The following is a 23,342-nucleotide window of genomic DNA, read 5'->3' on the forward strand; positions in this document are numbered from 1 at the left end:
TTATTTCATAGTTAAAATAATTATAAGGTTTTGTGAAAAAAAAACACTTCTTATTCTTTCCAAAATAGTATTTCACTTTTTATACAACATGCACTTAGTGAACTTTCTAGCAAATAAATAGAAGTTTTTTATAATTAAAATTACTACTAAAGTGGTATTTTATTATACAACGGAATGGCTCAACTTTGATTATAACTTTAAATCAAAAAAGATGAAGACTATTTACATTAGTATTGGATTGCTATTTTTATTTATAAGTAATGTGGAAGCACAAGAATTTAAAGAATCTGTGCAGCCACTTTCGTCAAAATCTCAAAAAGGATATATGTATGATGTGTCAAAAGAGGCGGATGGAAGTAATAATATTACTTTTAAAGCAAAAGCAGATAAAAAAAGTGAAGAAGTGACATTCGAAAAATATAGTTTCGATAAGAATCTAAAATTCATTAATACCTCAGAAGTTCAAGAAAAAAAGGAGCAAAATGAGGATGTTGAAAGAACCAGTTTTTATGCTTATGTTGGCGGAACCAGTTCATTTGATGTATTAAGTATGAAATTGAAAATAAATAAAAGGGTACAATTAAAAAAATGGAATCACGAAAAACAACTTTACGTTACAAAAAAAACAATCTCTGATGAAACCATAAAACCAAGAAACGATAATGGAAAGGTATATTATGGTTATGCATCCTATGTTTCTTCTAATGACACAAAAAGTGATGTTTTGGCATTAGCAAAAGTGGATTCTAAAGATAAAAAATTGGCCGATCAATTTGTGGTTTTAGTGATTAATGATCAATTAGAATTAAAGGAAAAACCTCTTGAATTAGAGGGGTCTAATTCATTAGTGTTTTGCAAGCAAATTGCAGGTGACGATGTAGTTGCAGTTTTTGCACCAAATAAAAATCAATCCGATATTTCAAAATATGTCTATTTTCGATTTGATATTCAAGGTAATTTAAAAAATAAAACAGCTTTTACAAGTCCTGCATCAGCATTATTAATTACAGCTGCTTATGAAAAAGATGATGCTGTTTATTTCTTTGGTTCATCAACAAAATCAAAAAAAGCTTATGAAGAAGTATATAAAGAATATGCATCTATTTTTAATCCAGCAAATGGTGCTTATGGTAATAGCTATTTATATTTAAAATGGAAAAAGTCCTTAGAGGAAGATATGGATAATTTTCATTTGATAAAAATAAACGGAAATCAACTTGATTTTGCTTCAACTACCCCAATTTCTGATTTTAAATCGAAGTTCAAGACTGCTCAAGGTGATAAAGGTGCAAGTGTTTATAAAGGGAAAAACTTTTATACAGAGAGTTTCTTTGTAACGGACTCCGAGGATTATTTAATTGCAGGTCAATTGATAGGTTCCGTAAATATGGGAATGGGAAATCCAGTTGATTCTTATGAAGATATTGTCTGTTTTCATTTCGACAAAATGGGTAACTTAAAAGCACAATACGGAATTGGGAAAATGAATAATGACAAGAAAAGTGAAATTTTTGATATGAGTCAAAAATTCTATCTTTCGTCTGATGGTAAAAGTGTTTACTGGGAACTGATGGAAATAAAAGGGGTTAAAGGCTACGAATCGTTTTTGGATGCTTATTATAATAATCCAATGTGGTATGCTACGTATTTCCCCAGAATTGTAAAAATTGATTTATCAAATAATACTTTAGGAGCTGTTAAAGTTCTGGGAGAAGGAAAATATTTTCTAAAAAAAGATTTTACGAGCTATTTTGACAAATCAGAAAACAGTTTAACTTATATAGGTTTAGACGAAGATTTCAAACAACTTTGGATTGGGAAGATGATGATGAAGTAATTACATTTTTTTTAAAACTTTTAAAAGACCTTTTTTCATTATGAGAGGTCTTTTTTTTTAAATGATTTAAGTGGATTTTTTTTATTTGTAGTAAAGCTCTGAATATCATTATTATGTTGTAACTTCCGTAAGGATTTTAACATAGGGATATGAAAAAACAAATAATTCTCTTGCTAGTAATAGGACAAAGTTATTTTGTTTATTCACAATTTACTTCTAATGCTGAAAATAAATTACTGTATGGTGAAGAACTCTATTCAAAAGGAAATTATCAAGAAGCAATCTTGCAATTTAAAAAATGTATAGCCATTTTTAAAAAGTCAAATGAAAATCAATTGCTTGGTAAAACGTATAATAATTTGGGAAGAGCATTATCTCAAACAGGCAATTCAGAAGAAGCACTCACTAATTATTTATTGTCATTACTCTTTTCTAAACAAACCAATGATAATTTAGGAATTGCAAAAACGTATAAAAATATTGGTGCTTTGTATGCAGAGCAAAAAGATTTTGAAAATGCAATGCACTATTATAATAGCTCATTTAAACTCTCAAAACAACTCCATAATTTATCACTAATGGCCGATTGTCAGAATAATATGGGAGTCGTTTATGAGCAACAAATAAAATACAATAAGGCATTGCAAATGTATTCAAAAGCGTTAGCGATTTATATATCTAAAGGAGATGAACAGAAAATTTCGATGGTATATAACAATTTAGCCATCGTATACAAATACCTTAAAAACTATCCAGAAGCGATAAAGAATTATAAATCCGCATTAATTTTATCTGAAAAACTGGGTGATCAATTTATGGTTGCAGCGAATCAAAATAATCTTGGTAATGTATATGCATTGACTCACAATTATCAAAAATCATTAGAACTATGTAAGTTGGCCAATACAAATGCCAAAGCAATAAATGCACAGGAAGTAATAATAGAATCGTATGATGGTATTTCTATCGCTTATGAAAAACTAGATCAATTTACGGATGCTATTAAATATAGAAAGTTATATGAACTAGAAAAAGACAACTATATAAATTCAGAGCGTTCTGATCTACTTGCAGAAAAACATATTAAATATGAAACCCAAAAAAAAGTAGATGAAATTAAATTATTAAATCAAGCAGGAAAAATCAGAGAACTTAAAATTAAGGAACAGGATTTTAAAATCACAAAAAAAAATCATCAAATAACCGCTTTTATTATTCTACTATTGGGCCTGATAAGCATTGCTTATTTTTGGAAAAAAAGTCAGAAATTTAAAAACCAATTAATAAATGAAAAAATTATTAGGGAAACAGAAGAACAGGAAAGAATTAGAATTGCCAAAGACATCCATGATGATCTTGGTTCAGGGTTGACCAAAATAAATTTCTTAAGTGAAATCATTTTTCAAAAAACACATCACTTACCCGAAATTAGAAACAATAGCGAATCAGTCAAAGAAACAGCTAAAAAACTGATTGACAATATGCGTGATTTAATTTGGGCTCTTAATCCTGACAATTCAACTATTGCCAATCTACTATCTAGAATGCGAGAATATGCAACAGATTATCTTGAGGATTATCCAATTGAATTACACAATTTTTTTCCTGAAAATCTCCCTGAAACTCCAATCACAAAGGAAGCTAATCGGGAGTTATTTATGGTGGTAAAAGAATGCTTAAACAATATTGTGAAACATTCTAAAGCTACAGATGTCTTTTTTACAGTGAATATTAAAACTGATGATTTAACTTTTTCTATTAAAGACAATGGGATAGGTTTAGACTGTGAAACGGACAAAAAAGGGAATGGTCTGCTAAATATGCAAAGCCGGTTACTAAAAATTGGCGGAATTTGCTCTGTTATTTCTGAGCCAAATAACGGCACATTGATTACTATTACTTACCCTCTTAATCAAAAATTTAAAAATAATTAATAATCGAATAGTATAAAAATACCACTTTAGTAGTAGTGCTTATAAATAAAGATAAACTAACTTAGTTCCTATGATAATTAATGTAGGAATCGTTGAAGACGAGAAACAAATAAGAGAAAGCCTCACTGTTCTTATAAATGGGAGTGAAGGGTTTACTTGTTTATATGCTTTTGAAACAGCCGAAGAAGCGATTTTAGCTATTCCAACATTAAATTTAGATGTGGTTTTAATGGATATTCACCTTCCTGCAAAAAATGGTATTGACTGTATTGCAGAATTAAAACCAAAACACCACTCTATCCAGTTTTTGATGTGTACCTCGTTTGAAGATACCGATTCTGTTTTCAAAGCATTAAAAGCAGGTGCCTCAGGTTATATTACAAAAACAACGCAGCCTTCTAAAATTCTTGACGCTATTGTCGAGGTGTTCAACGGCGGTTCACCGATGAGTAGTAACATTGCTAGAAAAGTGGTGGACTCCTTCCAAATTTCAAATAAAGAAAATCTCGAAATTCAAAAATTATCCGAAAGAGAAAAAGAAATTTTAAACTTGCTCTCACAAGGATTTCGCTACAAAGAAATTGCAGATAAATTATTTTTAAGTACAGAAACCGTCCGAACCCATATTCGAAATATTTACGAAAAACTACAAGTAAATTCTCGTACTGATGCCTTGAATAAAACGTTTCCGAAATAGTTTCGCAGTATTCCCTTTCTTCAAATTACTACTATTATGGTATTGTTAGGTCTTAATTTAGAGTCTAAATTTGGTTAAATAAAATGCGATTGTTATTAAATACTTTATTAACCAAATAAATTCAAAGATTATGAAAAATTTCAAAAATCAAATGGCATTGCTAATTTTCCCATCATTATTATTGGGAATGTTTATGACCTCCTGTTCTAAGGACGATGGTACTCCTGCAGTAAGTTATACCTGTGCAACATGTAAAACTACACCAGATGCATTAGTGGTAAATGACGCCAATGTTAAAGGCGTTTATAAAGGCGTAGTTGTTGGTTCAACAGGAACAATAGCTATTAACATTCAAAACGGTAACAACACTATTACAGCAACAATGGTTCTCGATGGAGTTTCTGTTGCATTTACCTCTAATGTTGCAGTGGTAGATGGTCAAACTTATGTAGCTCCTTTTACTGGAACATTCAATGGAAGTGCCATATCGATGACATTCTCTGTAGGATTAGGTGGTGCTAATCCTACAATCACTTCATCAAGTATTCCAGGGCATCCCAATACTATTTTTTTATTGTCTAAAGAAACATCAAATTCATTAATCGAGGCTTTTCAAGGTACCTACACTTATGATGGACAAACCGGAGTTTTCAATATTGTAATAGCTAGATCGGTTTCGAAATGGGGTTATGCAGAAAAAAATAATCAAACAGGAGCAACTTCAAGTGGCAGTGGAACTTTGAATGCTAGTGGTCAATTAATTGATAAAGACAGTAAAATTGTTGCTACAATTACATCTGATTTAATTCAGGGAAGTTCAACTAATAGTAGTGGAAAAAAGGTGGTTATTGATGGGAAAAGAACATTATAACAAATATTTTAAAATAAAAATCCTGAACGAAAATTCAGGATTTTTATTGCATATAAGTAAAAAATAGGGCTTGTATAAGAAAGCTATCATTAGAATTGGGTTATCAATAAAGTATAGAATATCTTTACAGTTCTTAAACCATTATTGATGAAACTTAACATTCAAAATTCCTTAACCGATCAATTGCCAGCTGATCCTAGTTCCATTAATAATCCAAGGCAGGTGGAACATGCTTGTTTTTCATATGTACAACCAAAGCAGCCTAGCAATCCTTCACTGATTCATGCTTCAGAGGAAGTGGCCAATTTAATCGGATTATCTCAAGATGATATTCTTTCGAATGATTTTTTGAATACCTTTTCCGGAAAAACAATTATTCCAGGAACCAAACCCTATGCCTTAGTTTATGCTGGACATCAATTTGGTAATTGGGCAGGACAGTTAGGAGATGGCCGGGCGATCAACCTTACCGAAATTTTCCAAGACAACAAAAGGTACACTTTACAATTGAAAGGAGCAGGGCCAACTCCTTATTCGCGAACTGCCGATGGTTTTGCTGTTCTACGGTCTTCTATTCGCGAGCATTTGTGTGCCGAAGCCATGCATTATTTGGGTGTGCCAACAACACGTTCTCTTTCGCTAATGCTCTCTGGAGATGAAGTGTTACGTGATATTCTCTATAATGGAAATCCTGCTTATGAAAAAGGAGCTATTGTATGTAGAGTTGCGCCCTCGTTTATTCGTTTTGGTAGTTTTGAATTGTTTGCTGCCAGAAACGATCTCAAAAATCTCCAATTATTGACTGATTATACCATCAAGTTACATTTTCCTGAAATAGAAAGTGAAGGAATCTTAAAATATTTAGACTTTTTTCAGGCAATAATGCAATCGACTTTGGAAATGATTGTGCATTGGCAACGAATAGGTTTTGTTCATGGAGTGATGAATACTGATAATATGTCTATTCACGGCATTACGATTGACTATGGACCTTATGGATGGCTCGAAGATTACAACCCCAATTGGACTCCTAATACCACCGATAGACAACATAAACGTTACCGATTTGGCAATCAGCCTGAAATCGCCTTGTGGAATTTATACCAATTGGCCAATGCACTCTATCCCTTAATCAATGATGCCAAGCCACTAGAAAATATATTGAATACTTTTAGTGTTGATTATCAATCGGCATATTTGAATATGATGCGAAATAAACTAGGTTTAGCATTGCCAAAAGAAGAAGAAGATAGTGTTGTAATAGAAAGTCTGACTGAGATTTTACAAGTAGTAGAAACTGATATGACGCTATTCTTTAGAAACTTGAGCACAGTTCTAAAAGTGGATTCGCCAAAAATTGCTTTGGATAAAATTGCAGTTGCTTTTTACAATGAAAAGGATTTAAACGAATCAGATTTGAATAAATGGTACATATGGTTCGAACAATATTCTAATCGTATTAATCTAGAAACTCAAACAGATAGCGAAAGAGCTCAACAAATGAATGCTATAAATCCCAAATATGTGCTACGAAATTATATGGCTCAATTGAGTATTGATGCCGCCGACAAAGGTGATTATACTTTGATTAATGAATTTTTTGAATTACTCAAAAAACCGTATGATGAACAGCCTGACTATGAGAAATGGTTTGCCAAGAGACCTGATTGGGCTAGAGATAAAGTGGGTTGCTCCATGTTGAGTTGTAGTTCTTAAAAACAAAAAATCTTAAGCTTAGACTTAAGATTTTTTGTTTTTACCAAAGTTATATTTTACTTTTTCAACAACTTGTGTTTTTTTGTTCCCTTTTGGAAATTCTTTATTAGACGTTTTCTTAGCTGCAGGTTTTGATTTTGAAGGACTTTGATCCCCCCTTGCTTTTTCTTCGTCTTTCGGTTTGGCTTTAAATTCAGCTCTTTCAGAAGTTCCTTCTTTTACAGGAATTTGTGCTTTGTGTTTTGCCAAAACAGCTGTTGGGTTTTTAGGATTTTCCTTCGTTCCACGTAAATGAATCACTAATGCATTCAAGAAATTGCGCAAGACTTGATCGCCACATTCTACATAATTGGGATGATCTTCTGCACGGAAAAAAGCGCCTAATTCTGATTTCGAAATTCTAAAATCTACTAATTCTAGTATTTCAACTATTTGATCGTCTCTCAACATCAAGGCAACACGCAGTTTTTTTAGTATGTCGTTATTTGTCATTTTTATAAATCGTTAGGTTAAAAGTTCAGTTCTTATAATGAACTTGGGTAAACAATGCTAATTTTTTTTAAATATGCTTTAAAAAAGCCAAAGATACGCATTTACAAAACCATCTCTCCATAATTTTTCGTTATGTTGTCCGCCTTTGACAATTGTTTTTTTTGTAAGATGCTTGCATTCACAACGTTTTTTAGAAATTAAACTATCAATTTTATTGAGTTCCGAAAGCATTATTTTTCTATCTTGTTCATCACCTTCACGATCTCCATAAAGAAAATAGATCTTCGCTTTTAGCTTTGGCGACTTTTCAGTTAATTCTATTATCTCTTTTTGATTAAACCAAAATGAAGGAGAAAAAATTCCGGCTTTGCCAAATACTTTTGGGTATTTTATAATTGCATAATACGATGCTAATCCTCCAAGGGAACTTCCTATAATAGCTGTGTTTGTAGCTTTTGTTTTTGTTCTGTATTTTGAATCTATTTCTGGTTTAAGCGTTTTTACTATGAATTCAAGGTATTTATCTGCATTTCCACCGCCGTATTTTTCGTTTTTATATGGCGTTAACTCTTCAATTCGTTTTTCATTTCCATGCTCAATTCCCACGACAATCACCTGCGCTTTGAGGCTGTCTAATTTTTCATCTACATTCCATTCCCCAACAAATGAAGTTTTAGCATCAAAAAGATTTTGGGCATCATGCATATAAATTACAGGATATTTCTTTTTAGTAGCATTGTAGTTGATGGGCAAATAAATCCAAATTTTCTTCGTGCTTTGTAGTTGAGGAGCATCAATTGTAAAAGTGGTAATTTGTTTTGAAGTAGTACTTTGCTGCTCTTGTTCCTTTTTGTGATTCAAATTTCGGGCAATTATTTTTGGGCAAATAAAAATTAAAACAAGAAAATAGATAAGTCGGTGAGTCATTATTTGGGTTTTAATTATAAAAATAATAGATTAGCTAAAATTAATGAATTGATGAATACTTACGAAGAAAAGATTAATTTATTACTAGAAATGATTGCTTTCTCTACTGTAGATGGGCAATTGCATAAAAGAGAGTATGAGTTTTTGGGAATTGTTGCCAATGAGCTAAATATAGAAAAAAGTGTTTTCATCGCATTGTTTCATCAAGAAATGCCACAAAAAGTGATAAAATCAGAATTCGAAAGGATCCAACAGTTTTATCGTTTGTCGCTATTAATGCATATTGATGGTATTTTACATAGAAAAGAAGAAAACGCGATTCAACAAATTTCAATTAATATGGGCTTGAATCCAATGGTTATAAAACGAATTCTTACTATGATGAAAACGAATTCAAATCCAATGATAGAGCCTGAAGTTTTATTGAGCATTTTTCAAGAACAGCACAATTAACAAATCAGTAATTTTTTAATTTATTGAAACAATTGCTAGTAAATCATTTACAGAAATGGGCTTGGGTATGTAGCCAATAATATCTGAATATGATTTGGATTTATTTTTATCTTCAACAGCAATAGATGAACTTACAATGTAAATTTTAATTCGATTTTCGATTCTGGATCTTATTTTTTTAATTTCCTCCATAAACTCCCATCCATCCATAATAGGCATATTAATATCTAATAAAATAACATCAGGAAGGTAACTTGCATTTTCTTCTAATGTATTTTTTAAGATGTTAATAGCTTCTTTTCCGTTTGAAAATGAAGAATATGCTGAAAATACTCCCGTTTTTAGAATTAATTTTTTTATAATGGTTTGATAAATAAGATCATCATCAATAACCCATATAATGTTTTTGGTCATTAGGTATAGATTTTGAATGTTGAACCTATATTAGGGATGCTGTCTAAAGTTAATGTTCCTCCCATAGCGTCAACTTGATTTTTTGTTATAAACAGACCTATGCCTCGCGCATCTGCATTATTACCGAATGTTTTGTACATACCAAAAATTTTATCACCATTTTTAACAAGGTCAATCCCGATTCCATTGTCAGAAATTTCTATTACATCTTTATCCTTTTCTTTATGCAATTTAATTGTAATTATTGGTTTTCGGTCAATATGTTTGTATCGTATAGCATTTGATATTAAATTATAAAGTATACTTTCTAAATAGGCTGAATTATAGTTTATCAGAGCATCAAGTGGCACATTTGTGATAAATGTAGTTTCACTTTGTATTATTTTTTCATTAAGGACCTCTTTTGCTTTATTGATAAACAAATTTAAGTTCAATGGTTTAATAATTAAACTCATATTTGTATTGATATTCACTACTTCGTTTAAGTGTTTCATTGTTTCGTCCAAAGATATAGAAACAGTTTTCAGTAAAAGCATCAATTCTTTTCGTTCCTCTTCTGATTCTGCCAATTCAATTAAAGAGATTATAGATTCAATGTTGCAAGTATGAGATCTTAAATTGTGTGAAACGATATAAGAGAAATTTAATAATCTTTTATTTTGTTCAGTAACTAATTCTAATGAGTTGTTCAGGGCTATTTCTGATTCTTTCATTTTGGTAATATCGATCATAATTCCTCTTGAAATAATAGGTTTGTCATCTTCAAAAACAAAATTCATAATGTCTCTTATCCATACGATTTCACCATTTTTAGCAATCATGCGGTATTCTAAATCATGATCAATGTAGTTTTTATTTTCTTTTGCAGATAATGCTAAAGTGAATTCAAGATCATCTGGATGAATATGATCTTCCCAAAAACTACTGCTTTCACAATATTCTTCCTTTGTGTAACCTAATATAGTTTCTATTTTTTTACTTATAAAGGTGGAAGACTTTGTTTCAAGATCATATTCCCATACAATCCCATCTATGGTGTCTATCAGTGATTTGTAACGCGCTTGACTTTTAATAATTAATTCTTCAGCTTTTTTCCTCTTGGTGATGTCTTCTATAAATGCGATCAGAGTAGTTGGTTTTTCATTTGTTTCCCAAAGTGGAGAAACAGTCAGCTTTACCCAAATGTATTTTCCAGATTTTGAGAGTGTTCTTTTTTCTGAAATGTATTCCTTAATTTCACCTTCGTTAAGTTTTTTTATATTTATAACTGTTTTTTCTATATCATCTGGATGAGTCATACTTGCTACCCCTTTTTCTTTTATCTCTTCTAATGTATAACCCAACATTGCACAATATTTGTTATTGGCATCTATAAAATCACCAGTTTGGGCATCTATAATTACAAAGCCTATTGTTGCTTGATCAAAAATAGTCTTAAATTTCATCTCATTTTTCAAAAGTTTTGTCTCTTGATTTTTCAATAAAAGGCTTAATTCTTTGGGTCTTTTCAATAATTTTGTTGTCAAAACACTAACTAATAATGCTATAATAAAACCTAAAATGGCACTCAATAGAATTGATGAATATATTGTATACGGTTTTTTCGCAATCAAATAAAGTATCCAATCACTATCATTTATAGATTGTGAAACAAAGTAACATTTAGAAAGATCTGTTTTGGAAGGGATGAAAAACTGTTCTTTTGAGGTAATTGGATTTTTCTTAGAAAACTGAAATTCATATTTAGTTTTATTTATAGAATTTATGCCTGAGACTTCAAATAATGTGTTTAATTTAATTATTACAGCGGCAAAACCCCAAAACTTATTATTATTATATATAGGGAGTCTACCTACAATCCCGATACCACCTTGTCTTAATTCTAATGGACCAGCAAAATAAATCTTTTGAGTTTCTATAGATTTTTCGGCTTCTGCTTTAAGATTTTCAGCGTCTAAAATATTTAAATTCATCGCAGCTTCATTTCCTTTCAAAGGATAGATGTATTTAATGATTCCATGTGGAACTAATTGTACAGCACTAACAATTAAGTTTGAATATACAAGTTGCTTACCTATCGTATCAAAATTTTGAGGAATCCCATCATCGTCTATTGTAAGCGCAAGTGAAACGGTTGTAGTATAGCAGTTTTTTAATGATTGCTCAATATTTTGATGAATATCTGATAAAATGGTTTGCATTTCATCATGTTCCTCATCTCTTAGAATTTGATTTCGTAAAACGCTTACGGAAACAATAGCAATACTAAGAATTAAAAACAATAAAAGACCTGTAATTCGGGGTCTTAATGAAAACCAATTTATTAAATTAGACCAATTTTTTTCGGCATGCATATTCTATTGAGTTTTGTGCTAATTTTATTTTAGAAATATAAATTTACTTTTTTTTTTAATTAAAAACAACAAATTACAAATAAAACAACCTGTTAAAGGTAATAAAATGCGATTAAATACAGTTTTTTCATTTAAAAGTAGTATTATTCATATGTTTACATGAAAATTAATTTAATTGATTTTGTAAAGATTTTATGTCATCTCGAAGCTTAGCTGCTTGCATAAAATCCAATTCTTTTGCTGCTTTTTCCATCAATTTTCTTTTTTCACGAATTCTTTTTTCAATTTCAGGTTTCGAAAGATATTCTGTTACTGATTCTGCGGCGGTTGAAACCGAATAGCCCAATTCATAATCTACCAAAGGATGTTTTGTAAAAGCACTTTCTATTTTTTTGTTTAAGGCTTCCGGAACTTGGTTGTTTTCAGTATTAAAATTGATTTGTTTGGTTCTTCGATAATTAGTTTCATCAATAGTTTTTTGCATACTTGCCGTTATTTTATCAGCATACATAATCGCTTTTCCGTTCAGATTTCTCGCCGCACGACCAATTGTTTGGGTGAGCGAACGATGACTTCTCAAGAATCCTTCCTTATCAGCATCCAAAATAGCGACAAGAGAAACTTCGGGTAAATCGAGTCCCTCTCGCAATAAGTTGACACCAATTAAAACATCAAACAAACCTTTTCGCAAATCCTGCATAATTTCGATGCGTTCTAAAGTATCTACATCTGAATGAATATAACGGCACCGAATGGAAACTTTGTCCAGATATTTGGCTAATTCTTCCGCCATTCTTTTTGTTAAAGTGGTGACTAAAACACGCTCGTCCATTTCGGCTCGTGTTTGTATTTCTTCTATCAAATCATCAATTTGATTCAAACTCGGGCGAATTTCAATTATAGGATCCAATAGTCCAGTTGGTCGAATCACTTGTTCGATATAGACACCATCGCATTTTTGTAATTCATAGTCAGCTGGCGTTGCTGAAACATAGATGACTTGATTTTGCATCGCTTCAAATTCTTCAAATTTCAGCGGTCGATTATCCATTGCAGCCGGTAGTCGAAAACCATATTCTACCAAGTTTTCTTTTCTACTTCGATCGCCACCATACATAGCATGAACCTGAGAAAGGGTTACGTGACTTTCATCAACCACCATCAAGAAGTCATTTGGGAAATAATCCAATAAACAAAAGGGTCTTGTACCGGCATCTCTTCCGTCAAGGTAGCGAGAATAGTTCTCAATTCCAGAACAATAACCGAGTTCGCGTATCATTTCTAAATCGAAATTAGTACGTTCTTCTAGTCTTTTGGCTTCAAGATGTTTCCCAATTTCCTTGAAATAATCTACTTGTTTGACCAAATCTTGTTGGATTTCCCAAATTGCCTTTTGTAAAACATCAGGAGAAGTCACAAACATATTGGCTGGGTAAATCGTAAGTTGCTCGTGTCTTTCAATCACTTTTGAAGTATTGACGTCAAATTCTTCAATTTCCTCAATTTCATCGCCAAAGAAATGAATTCTATAGGCATCATCAGCATAACTTGGATAGACTTCCAGTGTGTCTCCTTTTATTCTAAAGTTCCCTGGATTGAAGTCGGCTTCTGTTCTAGAATATAAACTTTGAACCAAACTGTGTAATAATTTGGTACGTGAAATGACTTGATCTTTTTCAATAGCAATGACATTTTTCTGAAATTCAACGGGATTTCCAATACCATAAATACAGGAAACCGATGCCACAACTATAATATCTCTTCGTCCCGAAAGTAGGGAAGAAGTGGTGCTCAAACGCATTTTTTCTAATTCTTCATTGATGGATAAATCCTTTTCGATAAAGACACCAGAAACCGGCATAAACGCTTCCGGTTGGTAATAATCGTAGTAAGAAACGAAATATTCCACGGCATTATTGGGAAAAAATTGCTTGAACTCTGAATACAGTTGCGCTGCCAACGTTTTGTTGTGTGCCAAAATCAATGTCGGTTTTTGAACTTCTTGAATCACATTGGCAACGGTAAAAGTTTTTCCAGAACCAGTAACTCCCAACAAAGTTTGATAGCGCTCGCCGGCCTCAATGCCTTGAGTTAATTTTTCAATGGCTTGTGGTTGGTCACCTTTCGGCTTATAATCAGATACTACTTGGAATTTCATTTAATAAATATTCGGAATTGCAAAGTTACAAAGGAAAACTAGAAAAAAGAGTTTAGAAAAAATTAAAACTTTCAATTCTATTGTTAATCTTGCAAACAAAATGGTTTAGTTAAGATGTGGAGTAATGTAGCTTTATTTTGTTTGGCTGTTGAGGTGGGGAGCAAAATGAATTTCTACGAAAAAAGAATCATGATGTTAGCTTTTTAAATCGTTAAGGTTTGTTTTGCACCAAATTTTTAATTTTAACCGCTTTTTCAAAATGGTCCAATTTATGTTCCATAATCCACCATTCAGCAACTTCTAACAATAGTTTTGGATTATCATTTTTATTAGCGAAAAAGGCATAAAAAGAAAGTCCTACATTTTCTCCTTTCTTCTCTATTTTTTCATCGCAAATGGTAATTATCTTTTGAATTATATTTTCGTTCATTGTTATGTGATTTCTGAATTATATTTTGATTTCTGAAATTCCGTTGCTACTTTTTGTTTTTATAATATTTAGGCACTCTTTGAAAATGAACACTAGTTTGGTGATGAGATATTTTCACTTAGTGCAAACTCACAACTCGTTTTATTTTCCAATCACTATTTTTGTTTTCCCACACAATCAAAAATCGCCCAACTTTTGAAGGTGTCCCAATAGGTTCTTGATTGTTATGAAATTTGTGTAAACCTATTTCTATTGCTCCAAAATCTTTAATTGGGTAAACTTCTATACTTCCTTTCACAAGTTCTCTTGTCACTTTTCCGCAAATATTTTTTTTAGTTGCAGCTATTATGTCTTGTTTTGAAGTCATCAATCCTCCTTGGTCATGATAGAATTCAATGTTATCAGAAAAGAATGAGCCATACTTGTCAAGGTTTAAATTGCAAGTGTTGTAAGCCTCAAAAAATATACTGTCTAATTTGACGATAGTATCGTAAAGTATTTGATTATCTGGCTTATATTTTTTAGTCAATCGATACGTTGTGTTTTTTGTTGTGTAGCAGCTTGTGAAAAAAGAAGTTAACGTCAACAGTAAAATTATTGTCTTAAAATATTTCATTATTTTTCTTTTAAATTAGTTTACAGCTTATGAAAACGAGTATTTTCAGCTAAACGAAAATAGGAATTAAAAACGATAATTCACCGCTCCGCAAAGTCTCTGACTTTGTGGATGTGTTTTTTCAGTCTATGACTGACAAAATGAATAGTTCAAAACAAAATCGGTTGGAAACCGAGGGTCACTACCTCAAAGTCGGAGACTTTGCGGAGCTAGGTTTCATTTGGGGAATTTCCATTTAAGTCAGTGAAAACGAGTTGCCCGCTCCGCAAAGTCTCTGACTTTGTGGATGTGTTTTTCAGTCTATGACTGACAAAAAGAATAGTTTAAAACAAAATCGGTTGGAAACCGAGGGTCACTACCTCAAAGTCGGAGACTTTGCGGAGCTAGGTTTCATTGTGGGAATTTCCATTTAAGTCAGTGAAAACGAGTTGCCCGCTCCGCAAAGTCTCTAACTTTGTGGATGTGTTTTTCAGTCTATGACTGACAAAAAGAATAGTTTAAAACAAAATCGGTTGAAAACCGAGGGTCAATACCTCAAAGCCGGAGACTTTGCGGAGCTAGGTTTCATTGTGGGAATTTCCATTTAAGTCAGTGAAAACGAGTTGCCCGCTCCGCAAAGTCTCTGACTTTGTGGATGTGTTTTTCAGTCTATGACTGACAAAAAGAATAGTTTAAAATAAAATCGGTTGAAAACCGAAGGTCACTACCTCAAAGTCAGAGACTTTGCGAGCTGGGAAATTTTTTTTAAATGCTTATAAATGAGAGTGTATATAGTTAAAAAACAGGCTGTTCCGGCTCAAACTTCCAGGTTTTCTGTTGGGCTTCCGTTTGGAAAGTCCAAGCTAAGATGCGACTGGTTTTTTGACCTTGCGACATATCGATTGTTTTGACTTCGACAATGTTGACTTTGTTTAAGGTTTTGTATAAACTGGAAAGATTTTCTTTTTTAGAAACTAGAGTAGTAAACCAAAGGCATTGCATTGGGAATTTGGCACTTTCGAAAATCATCTGGGTGATGAAACCTAACTCTCCACCATCGCACCATAATTCAGCATTTTGACCGCCAAAATTAAGTACAGGTTTTGTCGTTCGGGTATTTTCAAGATTGTTGACTTTGCGAATAGATACTTTTGTAGCTTCTTCTTGGGAGTTATGAAAAGGCGGATTGCACATCGTGAGTGTAAATCGATCCTCGGGAGTGATGATGTTTTTGAAAATAAAACGAGATTCAGTTTGCAATTGTAAACTGATGGCATCCATTAATCTTGGATTGTTTTCGATGATTTTTTTGCAGTTTTGAATGGCTTTTTCATCGATTTCTGTACCTACGAATGACCAGCCATACACTGAGTTTCCTAATATTGGATAGATACAATTGGCACCAATTCCAGTATCTAAAATTTGTACGTTTTCGCCTAATGGAATAATTCCATTGTTTTTAGAAGCTAATAAATCAGCGATATAATGAATGTAATCTACACGACCTGGAATAGGCGGGCAAAGATAATTTTCTGGAATATCCCAATTATGAATATCATAATCTGAAATTAATAAAGCGGTATTTAAAGCTTTTACTCCTTTTGGATTACTGAAATCGATAGTTTGCTTGGCCTGTTCGCTAACGTTCGAGCCAATCTCATGCTCATTGACTGCTACAAATTGCTGCAATGCGGGATATGCACTTATTAATTTTTCAAAATCATAACCTAAACGATGTAAATTCCTAGGATGTAAATTTGTTTTTTCGATAATTGGCTTCAGTTTCATTTTTTTTATTCAGAGTGCAAATATAGTTGAAAAAAAGGAGTTTAGAGTTCCGATTACTGATTTTAGATTGGTGTTGATTATTACAATAAAATAGATTTATAGGGTGTGAAATCTAAAATCAGCAATCTAAAATCAGCAATTTCTTAATCCCAGCATTCCATCATTAATAAGTCACCCTCATTATGTTCTATTATGACTACACCATCTTCTTTGACGTGATTACTGCTTCCAGTTTTGTAGCCAATGGTTAAGGTATCGTTTGTGAGTGGATAATATAAATTATTCGAATGGATTCCGGTTACATTGCCAATTGGAATTAAGGATATAACGGTATTTGCTGGATACCATTTTTCGAATCGTTTTGGTAATAAAAATACTTTTGAATGATCGTCTAAAATGACAATCTTCAATAAATCTCGGTATCGAGTGATGTTTGTAATATTTGTTATGGTATGATCGGCTCTTTTTCCGGTTGCCCAAACGACGTTTGCGGCAGGAATTTTTCGATCTACGAGGTAATCAAAAGCTTTTTCTAAATCAGTTTTGTTTTGGTCTGGTGTATGAACAATTTCTAAAGGATATTGTTGTTCTTTGTAATATTCGGGATCAAATCCTCGGTCGAAATCCCCCAACAAAACATCGACTTTAATTCCTAATTCTAAAACACGTTCCATCGCTGAGTCAAGTACAATAACTAATGGTGACCATTCTAGTAACTGCCCCAATAATTCTGAATTGCAGGAAGCGCCGTTGGCTATGATTAAAGCAGGTTCTTGATCATCGCGAACGATATGGTGTGAAGACATAGAGATTTAGGATTTAGGATTTAGGATTTAAGATTTGGCATTTTGAAATTTTTAATTTTTGTAAATGTATGAAAAATCTAAAATCTACATTCTAAAATCTTCCATCAATAGCCCTGACAGCAATGGAAAGCCCGGAGTGAAAAAAACAAATTTTTCTTGTTCTAAAAGAGCGCCCAACGGAAGCTCCTTTTAGGACTTAGAAAAATAGTTTTTTGAACGAGGACTTGCAATGGATGGCAGGAATAGCTACTTATTGAATAATATAAGTTTTTGTGTCGACTTCGCTTAACGTAAAATATCCCAAAGCATAATTTTCGAAAGTTTTTGTGTTGATAATATTGCCTCTTACTGTTGCAGGTGGGGACTGAAACGGGCCGCCATTGCTATTTCCTGCAATACTGATCAATACGTTCATGTAATTAAAATACGATTTTGAGATTCCAGAATGGATTATTTCTATACTGTCGCCTACTTTTAATTCATCGTTTTGAGAAATACTAAAGAATTCGTTTCCTTGAAAAAACACATCTTCATCGGCATAATAACTGGAATTGTTTTGATTTGAATAAAGGTATCTGTATAAATAATAATTGGCTTGGTTTGGTATATCATTAAAATAACTTTTGATTTCTATTTTTTTTCCTGTAATACCACCTTGGTTGTTTTGAACTATTTTTGTTATTGGCGCAACTGGTATAAGGATTTCAGTAGCGGTGTAAGTTTGTCCTTCACTAATAACAGTCAAGGTGTATGTTTCGTTTAAAATGGGTTTAAAATTAGAGCATATATACTCCCCTTTATTTTGATTTTCTAGAAAATTGAAAACGGAATTGGAGCTGTTTTTAACGAACACAATTGCACCAGAAATTTTTGGGAATGTGTTACTATAATATGCTGTGGTTGTCGATAATTTTATTATTTGATCCTTTCCCGTTGTTCCTTTTTTCCAATTTATGGATGCATCTATTACTAGTTTGGTTGGAGCTGTTTTCAAATCGACTTGAACAACATCTTCACAAGCAGACAAGAGGATTGTAATTAAAATCACAATAAACAAATAGGTGTTTTTCATTTTGATTAAAATTTAAAATTATAACTTACAGCAGGAACCATTCCGAAAATGGAAGTTTTTATGGCTTCGTTAGTTCTTGTGTCCATATTTTCTCTAAAATTGATTGATGCAGCATTTTTTCTATTATAGATATTATAAATACTGAAAACCCATTCGCTTCTCCATTTTCTATTGTCGTTTTTATGCGGTGTTAAAGTTGCCGAAACATCTAAATGGTGGTACGCTGGAAGCCGATTTTTATTCCGTAACCCATAACTAGGAATCGTAATTCCTAAATATTCGTATTTTCCCTCAGGATAGGTTACAGGTTGCCCAGTTTGGAAGACAAAATTGGAACCGAAAGCCCATTTTTTGTTCAAGTTGTAATTGCCCGTGACGGCAATGTTATGTAATTTATCATACACGGAATTGTACCAATTTCCATTATTAATTCCAGTTTCTTGTGGAGTTCTTCCTAGAGTTTGTTGCTCTGATTTTGATAGGGTGTACGAAATCCAACCATTGAAGCGTCCTTCATTTTTACGGAACATTAATTCTAATCCATAGGAACGAAGGCTGCCGTTTAGAATCACTTGTTCGAGGGCGTTATTGGCTATTAAATCAGCGCCATCGATGTAATCCAATCGATTTTGCACTTCTTTATAATAGGTTTCTACTTCAATCGAATACTTGTTTTCTATTAGATTTTTATAATAACCCAAAGCTACTTGATCTGCAATTTGGGGTTTAATATAGCTATCACTTGGTGTCCAGACATCTAAAGGTGTAGGGGAAGAGGTATTTGAAATTAGCTGTAAATATTGAATCATTCGGTTGTAACTCGCTTTTACAGATTGATTTTCGTTAAGTTGATATACGGCGGAAAATCGGGGCTCTAGGTTGTTATAGGTCTGAATTTTCTTGTTTTTGTTGTAGAATTTGGTTTCAATAGGTGTTGCTTTTTCATAAATCTGCAAATCAGTATTAAAAGTTACTGGATTATTGTCTGCATATAAGTTTACCGTTGATTCCCCTAATCGATAAAACATACTGTATCGCAATCCATAGGAAAAGGATATTTTTTCAGAAATTTTATGTTCAGCATCTAAATAAATAGCGGGTTCAAAAGCATATTTTTTATCTAATTTGTTAGCATTGATACCTGAGTTTGGATTTGAAGGTTTTATAATTCCAGGGTTGAAGTCGTAATAAATGGCATTTACACCATAATTCAGTTTAAAATTGTTTGAAATATAATATTTAAAATCATATTTTATATTATAGTTTTTTATACCAGAATCCCATTTGAAACCCACAAAATCGAGATTCAAACCATAATAATAATCGCTGTATATAAGTGATAGATTTGAAAATAATTTATCTGTAAACAAATGGTTCCATCTTAGGTTTAAAATGGAGTTTCCGTACGTATTGGTAAAACTTTTGTTTAATGAAAAGACATCTCTTCCGAAATATCCGGATAAATACAGATTGTTATTAGGATTTAATTTATAACTTAATTTGGTGTTTAAATCGTAAAAATAGGCTGAATTATTTTTTTGTTCTTCGGATAATTTCAAAAATAAATGAGCATAAGAACTTCGACCACCTATTAAAAAAGATCCTTTGTCTTTCACAATTGGACCTTCAGCTAAAATGCGACTAGTTATTAATCCAATTCCACCATTTACATGAAATTCTTTGCTGTTTCCATCTTTTTGATAAATGTCTAAAACAGAAGAGGCTCTGCCGCCAAAACGTGCTGGAATTCCACCTTTGTATAGTTTTAAATCTTTGATGGCATCAGGGTTAAAGACAGAGAAAAATCCGAATACATGAGATGAGTTAAAGATGTTCGCTTCGTCTAATAAAATTAAATTTTGATCAGCACCACCACCGCGAACATTAAATCCGGAGGCGCCTTCACCTGAATTTGACACTCCTGGAAGTAATAAAAGTGATTTGATAATGTCGACTTCGCCAAGTACTACTGGCATTTTTTTAATGGTTGCAACAGTTAATTTATTGACACTCATTTCTGGTTTTTGAGTAGCAGTAATATTTCTATTAGTAGTGATTACAACTTCTTGTAAAAGTGTTTCATTGCCATTAAGGTTGAAATTTTTTTTTGTGTTTTGATATAAATTAATTGTTTCTTCTGTAGTTTGATAACCCAAGTAAGTTATCTGGATTTTATAATTCCCTTTTGGTAATGTGAGCGAATAAAAACCATATTCATTTGTTGGAATTCCCGTTTTTAATTCTGGAATTGTGACGTTAACACCAATTAGAGTTTCGTTACTTTTAGTATCAAAAATAGTTCCGCTGATTGTGAATTTTTCACTGCTATTTTTGTCTTGAGAAAAGGAATATAATGTGGTTACTAGCAAAAGAATTAAGTAGAAATTTTTTTTTGAAACCATTGCTTGTTTTTTATATTTGAGGAGTTACAAATTTCAATAAAAAACAACTCCAAATTGCTTAAACAAAAGCTACTATATTGTTAATTTATAAAAAAAAAGGCAACTGACAACTCAGTTACCTTTTTAAAAATAGTATTTAAATTATAGTACTTACATATTCCAACATTTCTTTTGAAATGGGTTTGGATAAAAAATCGAGTATCATTGGATATTTTTGTGAATTTTTCAAATCCTCAGGGTCAACAGTTGAGGAGAGAATAATAACTTTAATATCGTTGTATTCGGAATATTTATCGGTACTGAAATGATCTAAAAATTCCCATCCACCCATAACAGGCATATTTAAATCCAAAAAGATGAGTTGTGGTATCTTTTTATTTTCTGTATTGTTTTGAATGAGTTTGTCAAAATACTGAAGTGCTTCCTCTCCATTTTTGGCGGTTATTATTACTTTTGAAAAAGAAGCTTTTGAAATTACCATTTTGCAAAGCATAAGAGTTATTGGATCGTCATCTATAAATAATAAAGTATCAAGCATTTTTAGATATATTTGTTTTTAAATGTAATTGTGAATGTAGTTCCAATGTTTACTGTGCTTTCGATGTTAATGGTTCCTCCCATAGTTTCTACTTGAGATTTTACTAAATACAAACCTAACCCTTTGCTGTCAGGGTAATCATGAAATCTTTGATATAAACCAAAAACTTTGTCTCTGTTTCTCACTAAATCAATACCAATTCCATTGTCTTTAAAAATTAAAATTACCGTATCTCCAATCTGATTTGCGGTGATGCTAATTTTAGATTTTCTGGTTTCAGATTTGTATTTAATTGAATTGGTTAAAAGGTTTAATAAAATGCTCTCCAAATAGGATTTATTAGTATTTAAAAAAGCAACTTTATCAAAATCGAATTTTATTATAGGTTTGTGTAATCCAATTAGAAAATTCAACTGACTAAAAACATTTTCAAATATTTCTTTTAACATCACTTCTTCTTTTTTGATAGAAGGATTGTCTTTAATGATAATTACTTTTACTAAATCATTAATTGTTTCGTTTAGTAAATGGGTAGATTTATTGAAGCCGTCTAAGATTTCTTTTAGTTCTGGGTTTTCAATTGGAATGTCTTCCATCAAATTTAATAAACCCGTTAGGTTTGATAAAGGAGCTCTAAGGTTGTGAGAGGTAATATAAGAGAATTGTTGTAAGTCTTTATTGTTTTGCGTTAATTCTCTTATCAGTTGTTCCTTCTCAACTTCTTGTTTTTTATCTGCTGTAATGTCTCTTTGAATTGAAACCCAATGAGAAAGTTCTCCGTCTGAATTGTAAACAGGTGACATGGAATATTTCACCCAGTATTCCTCTTTGTTTTTTTTGTAACTAATCGTTTCTATTTGGCATTCTTGGTGGTTTTTTATGGCGTAGATAAGCTTTTTAAATTCTTCGTTATCTGAATTGGGCCCTTGAAAAATATTTGGAGATTTTCCTATAATTTCATCTGAATCGTATCCTGACATCAAAGAAAATGCTGGATTTACATAGACTATTCTTGGAATGTTACCTTCTAACAAGTCAGGTTCAGTAATTATTACTGAATCCTTTGTTTGGGTAATTACAGTTTCTAGTAATTTAAGTCGTTGTTCTTCAATTTTTTGTTTGGTTATATCTTGAATTGCTCCAATCATCCGCACTGATTTTCCTTCTTCATCTTTTAAAATAAATCCTCTGTCTAAGACATATTTATAGGAACCATCAGCACATTTGAATCGATATTGATCTTGCCATTTTTCGGTTTTTTGTTCAATGAAAGAATATAATTTAATGGACATTTTGATACTGTCTTCGGGATGTATTTTATCAAACCACCATTTGGAACTTTCACCAATTTGATCTTGTTTATAACCAAATAGTTTTTCTATTCCTTTATTCCATATCATTTTGTCTTCCAAGATCTTCCAGTCCCAAATTGTGTCACTTGTGGCTTTTGACACAATATCATATCTTTCATTCGACTCTTTAATATCATCATTTTTTTTCTTAAGCTTTTCAAATATAGCAGAGTTCTTAATGTCATTTTTGTATAAAACATACCTTAAGATTAAACCAGAAAGTAAAATAAATAAGAAGTCTTTGAACAGGATGATTAAGGAGAATTGATCTAAAGTAGCGTATTTTGGAATCACTTTAAAACAAACTATTGCCAATACTAAAGATATTAGGATATAGATAATGGTTATTTGGTTTTGTTTGTTTTTCATTATTCAAATATAATTAAATATTGGGTAAATATTAAAATTCCTATAAAACTTATTTAAATTTGTTTGATTTCGTCCTATTTAAGTTAACAATTAGCAAACAAATAGATAAAGGTTTTTTATATTAAAATAAAGTGTAC

19 protein-coding genes are annotated in these 23,342 nt (G+C 31.8%); 6 read left to right on the forward strand and 13 right to left on the reverse strand.

The window, feature by feature from the left end; translation table 11 throughout:
• Positions 1 to 211: 211 nt before the first annotated feature.
• From E0F76_RS05510 to E0F76_RS05530, 5 genes are all read left to right on the forward strand, one after another.
• Positions 212 to 1,837 carry a hypothetical protein gene (locus E0F76_RS05510; RefSeq protein ID WP_132002490.1) on the forward strand — a complete coding sequence of 542 codons (1,626 nt, stop codon included), beginning with the start codon at positions 212 to 214 and terminating at the stop codon, positions 1,835 to 1,837.
• Positions 1,838 to 1,986: 149 nt separating this feature from the next.
• Complete coding sequence (locus E0F76_RS05515; protein WP_132002493.1) at positions 1,987 to 3,771, forward strand: tetratricopeptide repeat-containing sensor histidine kinase; 1,785 nt, start codon at positions 1,987 to 1,989, stop codon at positions 3,769 to 3,771.
• A gap of 70 nt (positions 3,772 to 3,841) precedes the next feature.
• Positions 3,842 to 4,468, forward strand: a complete 627-nt coding sequence (locus E0F76_RS05520; RefSeq protein ID WP_132002496.1) for a response regulator transcription factor — start codon at positions 3,842 to 3,844, stop codon at positions 4,466 to 4,468.
• 130 nt (positions 4,469 to 4,598) lie between these two features.
• Complete coding sequence (locus E0F76_RS05525; RefSeq protein ID WP_132002499.1) at positions 4,599 to 5,339, forward strand: hypothetical protein; 741 nt, start codon at positions 4,599 to 4,601, stop codon at positions 5,337 to 5,339.
• A gap of 144 nt (positions 5,340 to 5,483) precedes the next feature.
• Complete coding sequence (locus tag E0F76_RS05530) at positions 5,484 to 7,055, forward strand: protein adenylyltransferase SelO (RefSeq protein ID WP_407920979.1); 1,572 nt, start codon at positions 5,484 to 5,486, stop codon at positions 7,053 to 7,055.
• 24 nt (positions 7,056 to 7,079) lie between these two features.
• Here the strand turns inward: E0F76_RS05530 and E0F76_RS05535 are convergent, their stop codons facing one another.
• Together E0F76_RS05535 and E0F76_RS05540 are read right to left on the reverse strand one after the other, a co-directional pair.
• On the reverse strand, positions 7,080 to 7,547 hold the full coding sequence (locus E0F76_RS05535) for a DUF1456 family protein (RefSeq protein WP_132002505.1): 468 nt from the start codon (positions 7,545 to 7,547) through the stop codon (positions 7,080 to 7,082).
• Positions 7,548 to 7,625: 78 nt separating this feature from the next.
• Positions 7,626 to 8,474, reverse strand: a complete 849-nt coding sequence (locus E0F76_RS05540) for an alpha/beta hydrolase (RefSeq protein ID WP_132002508.1) — start codon at positions 8,472 to 8,474, stop codon at positions 7,626 to 7,628.
• 51 nt (positions 8,475 to 8,525) lie between these two features.
• Here E0F76_RS05540 and E0F76_RS05545 point away from each other — a divergent pair, with 51 nt between their 5' ends.
• On the forward strand, positions 8,526 to 8,927 hold the full coding sequence (locus tag E0F76_RS05545; RefSeq protein WP_132002511.1) for an excinuclease ABC subunit B: 402 nt from the start codon (positions 8,526 to 8,528) through the stop codon (positions 8,925 to 8,927).
• A gap of 15 nt (positions 8,928 to 8,942) precedes the next feature.
• On the opposite strand, the gene E0F76_RS05550 is transcribed toward E0F76_RS05545, so the two are convergent.
• The 11 genes from E0F76_RS05550 to E0F76_RS05600 all read right to left on the reverse strand — a co-directional run bounded on the left by E0F76_RS05550 (position 8,943) and on the right by E0F76_RS05600 (position 23,205).
• Positions 8,943 to 9,341, reverse strand: a complete 399-nt coding sequence (locus E0F76_RS05550) for a response regulator (protein ID WP_132002514.1) — start codon at positions 9,339 to 9,341, stop codon at positions 8,943 to 8,945.
• Positions 9,341 to 11,695: a sensor histidine kinase gene (locus E0F76_RS05555; RefSeq protein ID WP_132002517.1), complete on the reverse strand. Its 2,355-nt coding sequence runs from the start codon at positions 11,693 to 11,695 to the stop codon at positions 9,341 to 9,343. The genes E0F76_RS05550 and E0F76_RS05555 overlap by 1 nt, the downstream gene beginning before the upstream one ends.
• A 166-nt stretch (positions 11,696 to 11,861) precedes the next feature.
• Entirely contained in the window at positions 11,862 to 13,853 is a 1,992-nt protein-coding gene (gene uvrB, locus E0F76_RS05560; protein WP_132002520.1) for an excinuclease ABC subunit UvrB, read from the reverse strand.
• A 211-nt stretch (positions 13,854 to 14,064) separates the two neighbouring features.
• Positions 14,065 to 14,283, reverse strand: coding sequence for a DUF6500 family protein (locus E0F76_RS05565; RefSeq protein WP_132002523.1), 219 nt, complete (start codon positions 14,281 to 14,283; stop codon positions 14,065 to 14,067).
• A gap of 118 nt (positions 14,284 to 14,401) precedes the next feature.
• Positions 14,402 to 14,899: a nuclear transport factor 2 family protein gene (locus tag E0F76_RS05570; protein WP_132002526.1), complete on the reverse strand. Its 498-nt coding sequence runs from the start codon at positions 14,897 to 14,899 to the stop codon at positions 14,402 to 14,404.
• A gap of 774 nt (positions 14,900 to 15,673) precedes the next feature.
• Positions 15,674 to 16,666, reverse strand: a complete 993-nt coding sequence (rlmF, locus tag E0F76_RS05575) for a 23S rRNA (adenine(1618)-N(6))-methyltransferase RlmF (protein ID WP_132002529.1) — start codon at positions 16,664 to 16,666, stop codon at positions 15,674 to 15,676.
• 143 nt (positions 16,667 to 16,809) lie between these two features.
• Positions 16,810 to 17,472, reverse strand: a complete 663-nt coding sequence (locus E0F76_RS05580) for a thiamine diphosphokinase (protein WP_132002532.1) — start codon at positions 17,470 to 17,472, stop codon at positions 16,810 to 16,812.
• A 250-nt stretch (positions 17,473 to 17,722) separates the two neighbouring features.
• Entirely contained in the window at positions 17,723 to 18,544 is an 822-nt protein-coding gene (locus tag E0F76_RS05585) for a DUF4249 domain-containing protein (RefSeq protein WP_132002535.1), read from the reverse strand.
• A gap of 5 nt (positions 18,545 to 18,549) precedes the next feature.
• Positions 18,550 to 20,946 carry a TonB-dependent receptor gene (locus E0F76_RS05590; protein WP_132002538.1) on the reverse strand — a complete coding sequence of 799 codons (2,397 nt, stop codon included), beginning with the start codon at positions 20,944 to 20,946 and terminating at the stop codon, positions 18,550 to 18,552.
• A gap of 136 nt (positions 20,947 to 21,082) precedes the next feature.
• Entirely contained in the window at positions 21,083 to 21,484 is a 402-nt protein-coding gene (locus tag E0F76_RS05595; RefSeq protein WP_132002541.1) for a response regulator, read from the reverse strand.
• A 2-nt stretch (positions 21,485 to 21,486) separates the two neighbouring features.
• Positions 21,487 to 23,205: a PAS domain-containing sensor histidine kinase gene (locus tag E0F76_RS05600; RefSeq protein WP_132002544.1), complete on the reverse strand. Its 1,719-nt coding sequence runs from the start codon at positions 23,203 to 23,205 to the stop codon at positions 21,487 to 21,489.
• Positions 23,206 to 23,342 lie beyond the last annotated feature (137 nt).

This window comes from Flavobacterium cellulosilyticum (genome assembly GCF_004349355.1).
Taxonomy (GTDB): Bacteria; Bacteroidota; Bacteroidia; order Flavobacteriales; family Flavobacteriaceae; genus Flavobacterium; species Flavobacterium cellulosilyticum.